Origin of the sequence: Pedobacter sp. UBA5917, from assembly GCF_002432345.1 — a bacterium.
Lineage (GTDB): Bacteria > Bacteroidota > Bacteroidia > Sphingobacteriales > Sphingobacteriaceae > Pedobacter.
The window spans coordinates 1-3,717 of sequence record NZ_DJDT01000098.1 but is presented as its reverse complement, the minus strand read 5'-3'; the positions used below and the strand labels follow the sequence as shown (position 1 = coordinate 3,717).

Below are 3,717 nucleotides of genomic sequence, written 5' to 3'. Positions count from 1 at the left end.
CAGGAATGCCGAATCGTGGGAACGGAGAAATTATAACCAACTGGAGTTTAATTATACAAAACTTTTTAAAAAACCTGGAAAAAAACTCACTGTGGATATGCAGTACGATTTTTGGAACAGTGATAAAGACTGGAATCTTGCAACCCAAAAAACAGCGCCTGCATTACAGCAATTGCCACAGATCCGTACCAGCTCGATCGGCTCGAGCAGGGATTTTGCTGCACAGAGCGATATGAGTATACCATTGGATAGCAGTGCGGTTCTGGAATATGGAATTAAGGGCGAAAGCAGAAGTGTTAAAAGCGACTTTTTGGCCCAAAGTGAAACAGCAAATGTTTGGGCAACCATTGATGGGATCGATAATGGAGTAGTTTATAACGAACTGATCGGAAGCGGTTATGTACAATTGAGAAATAAAATGGGACGTTTTTCTTACCAATTGGGTTTAAGAGGAGAATATACGAGGGTTAAAATAGCCGATAGAAACAATGTTTACGATAACCTGAAAAATTATTTTAAACTTTTCCCAACCGTACATTTGGGTTTTGAGCCTGCAAAAGGAACTACCCTGCAGTTGAGTTACAGCCGGAGGATCAACCGCCCGGCACTGAACGATCTTTATCCCTTTAACGAACTTACCGATTTTAACTCGCGCTATGTGGGCAATCCCGAACTCAATCCTTCTTATGCAGATGTGTTCGAACTTGGCCTACTTACCCATTTTGGCACCTTAACTGTAAATCCTTCTGTATATTATCAGCACCAAAGCGGTTTGATCATTGATTACAGTTACCGCGAAAACGGACTTTTTATTTCAACCCCGGTTAATATCGATCTCGAACAGCGATCGGGCATAGAACTTTCTATGATTTATAACCCTTATAAGTGGTTGCAGATGAATATGGAATTGAACGCATACCGTTTTAGGCAGCAGGGTTTTTACAGCAGTCAGGATTTTGCCTTTTCCGGAAGTATGTTAACAGGCAGGTTTGGCGCACAGGTTAAATTACCAAGTAAATCGAGTTTACAGTTGCGTTATAATTTTTCTGGTCCGCGAAATTCTGCCCAGAGTAAAAGGGCTGCTATCCATGGCATAGATTTGGGGGTGGCACAGAACTTTTGGAAAGACCGTGCAAGTGTACTTTTTGATGTAAGCAACCTTTTCGAGCTTAGGAAATTTTCTACAACCACAACAGGCCAGGATTTTAACATCACACAGGTGTATATTCCGAATGCAGCAAGGTACCGCTTAACTTTTGTTTACCGCTTAAACCTCACCAACGATCAGGGAATCAGGCAGGCGAAAAGTGGTAACAGAAATTAATAATTGAAAGGCGTGTAAGAATATCGGCATCTGTTTTGCCTTACTACATGTACAAATCAAAGTTTATCATAATCTGATAAGCACAAATAGGGAAAAAAAAGGCTGTGGATGCAGCCTTTTTTGCGTTTTATAGTTTTTTTTTTAACCCATTTACATTTTAAAATGTTATTGAAAATAATGTGGAATTTTAAAATATTGTAGAAAAAAATCCCCAAAATTCCCCAATTAAATTTTGATATGGATTTGCAGTAGTACAATAGGAATTTAAATCTTTAAAAAAATATTTATATCGAAGCGCTCGTATCGTCATTTCGTTAACCATCATAGCCTTACATAGAAAAAAAGGGAATGACGTTCTATGTACTGGGTTAATGTTTTGCACTTTGTAAAACTTGGGTGAGATCGAGTGTTTCAGGTGGTGATAAAGAATACGCCTTTTAATTTACCACCTAAGCCACCTGAGAACATCTGGGGTGCTAAATTCCCGTTTTTACAGGTTGTATCGTGTTTGACCATATAAGTAATATAAGAACCATATAAGCTTACATGCCCTTAAATGTCTCATATGATGAAAAAATAAGTCTGGTTAACCAGTGATTTAAATAAGCGTTATGATAAAGGAAGTCTAACGAAGTTGAGAACTACGTTAGCCATCGGCTAATTTAAATTTTATAATGGCAGATCTCTCCGGTCAGGTCAGCTGTCATCCTGAGCGGAGTCGAAGGATATTCATTTCACTACTTTCCACCCATAGTTATTGGATCGGGATGGCCATTTTATTTTAAATGTATACTCGCTAAGTACAATTAAGTTTCAACTTAGATTAAGGCTTTATAAAAAAATAAATAAAGAGGGTACTTTGTATATCCCTGTACTTTTCCCCTCTTCTTGCAATAAATGTTACTATCCCACTAAAAAGATAATGTAGAAATAAAAGAGTTATCCCTTCCTCGTTTTATATCAACAGTTATTACTGAATTGATCAAATGCTCATAATGATCTGGGGGTAAAATTACAGAGAGGTAGTATGTGATAAAATGAAGAATAGACCAATTGGCTTTTATACTCCATGAGTAGCTGAAATAACTCCATGAAGGAGAATCAGCCTTGTTAATAATTCGGGAAATTAATGCAGTATAGACTTTTAGGCCAATTAAACGGATTTTTTTTGTTTGCCCTTATCTTTAGAAATCAGTTCGTTTACAGTGTCGTGAAATACCCTGAAATCAACAGGCTTAACCAGCAATTTGTCTCCATTTACAAGGTCGCCGATAGAATAGGTACTGTGCGAGCTGATAAAAATAATAAATTTCACACTGTTTCTGAGCATACGGGCAATATCGAAGCCAGAAACATCCATTTCAATGTCCAAAAAAAGAAAGTCAATTTTTTCATAACCTTTAAAAGCTGCCATAGCATCTACCGGACTTGTAAAGCTATCTTTTAATTCAAGATTTTCGATATTGGAAATATAACGTTCTATAATTTTAATGATAATGGGTTCGTCATCTAAAATTACGCAGCTGTATGGTACGGTAGGGCTGTTCATATTCCTAAAAGTTTTGCGGTTGTAGGGAAAATTAAATGAAACTAACCACGCTTCATCTGGTGTTAATTTAAGAAATAATCCGCAGAATATAAACTACAGTTTTTCTTTTTTTTGAGCAGGTGGTTTAATGAAATAATCAACAGTACTGAGCAGGCCAAAAACAAATAATCCGCCCATTAAAGACGCTGCAATATCAAATACATCGAACGTCCGGCCCTGTATCAATGGCTGGACAAATTCATACAAAACCATCATAGAACTACCGATGGCACTCAATTTTAACGGATTTTCATTCTCGCCCTTAAGTACTACATATATTAAGGTAGCCAGCACTACGGCCATAAAATTCGGAATGGAACCTGCCAATATAGAATGGTTTCCCAAATGGTTGAAAAGATACTTCCTGAAACCCAGTTCCATGCAGGCTGTGGCCACGAAAGTTAAGATCAATAAAACTATATGTGCCTTTTTACGGTTGGAAATCGCATTCATGGATTTGTTTTTCCGGAATAAGATGATTAAAAAATCCAAATGTTACATCTTGTTCTGCGCAGAAAATTCGTCCCCCTTACAAAGGGGGTGGGGGGATGAAATGCGATCGGTTTAAATCACGCATGTACTAACGCATCTGCTTTCAATTTCGGCACAGCATATGATCTACTTGTTTCGCATAGAAAACTCGTCCCCCTTACAAAGGGGGTGGGGGGATGAAATGCGATCGGTTTAAATCACGCATGTACTAACGCATCTGCTTTCAATCTCGGCACACCATATGATCTACTTGTTCCGCGCAGAAAATTCGTTCCCCTTACAAAGGGTGTAGGGGGATGAAATGCGATCGGTT

At 38.1% G+C, this 3,717-nt stretch carries 3 protein-coding genes; 1 reads left to right on the top strand and 2 read right to left on the bottom strand.

The features are described 5' to 3' along the window. On the top strand, positions 1-1,324 hold a 1,324-nt coding region (locus tag B2V92_RS06080; protein ID WP_293305777.1), incomplete at its 5' end, for an outer membrane beta-barrel family protein. A 1,153-nt stretch (positions 1,325-2,477) separates the two neighbouring features. On the opposite strand, the gene B2V92_RS06075 is transcribed toward B2V92_RS06080, so the two are convergent. Further along, on the bottom strand, positions 2,478-2,873 hold the full coding sequence (locus B2V92_RS06075; RefSeq protein WP_293305774.1) for a LytR/AlgR family response regulator transcription factor: 396 nt from the start codon (positions 2,871-2,873) through the stop codon (positions 2,478-2,480). Between the two features lie 93 nt (positions 2,874-2,966). Beyond that, positions 2,967-3,365 carry a hypothetical protein gene (locus tag B2V92_RS06070; RefSeq protein WP_293305771.1) on the bottom strand — a complete coding sequence of 133 codons (399 nt, stop codon included), beginning with the start codon at positions 3,363-3,365 and terminating at the stop codon, positions 2,967-2,969. Between the last annotated feature and the right edge of the window lie 352 nt (positions 3,366-3,717).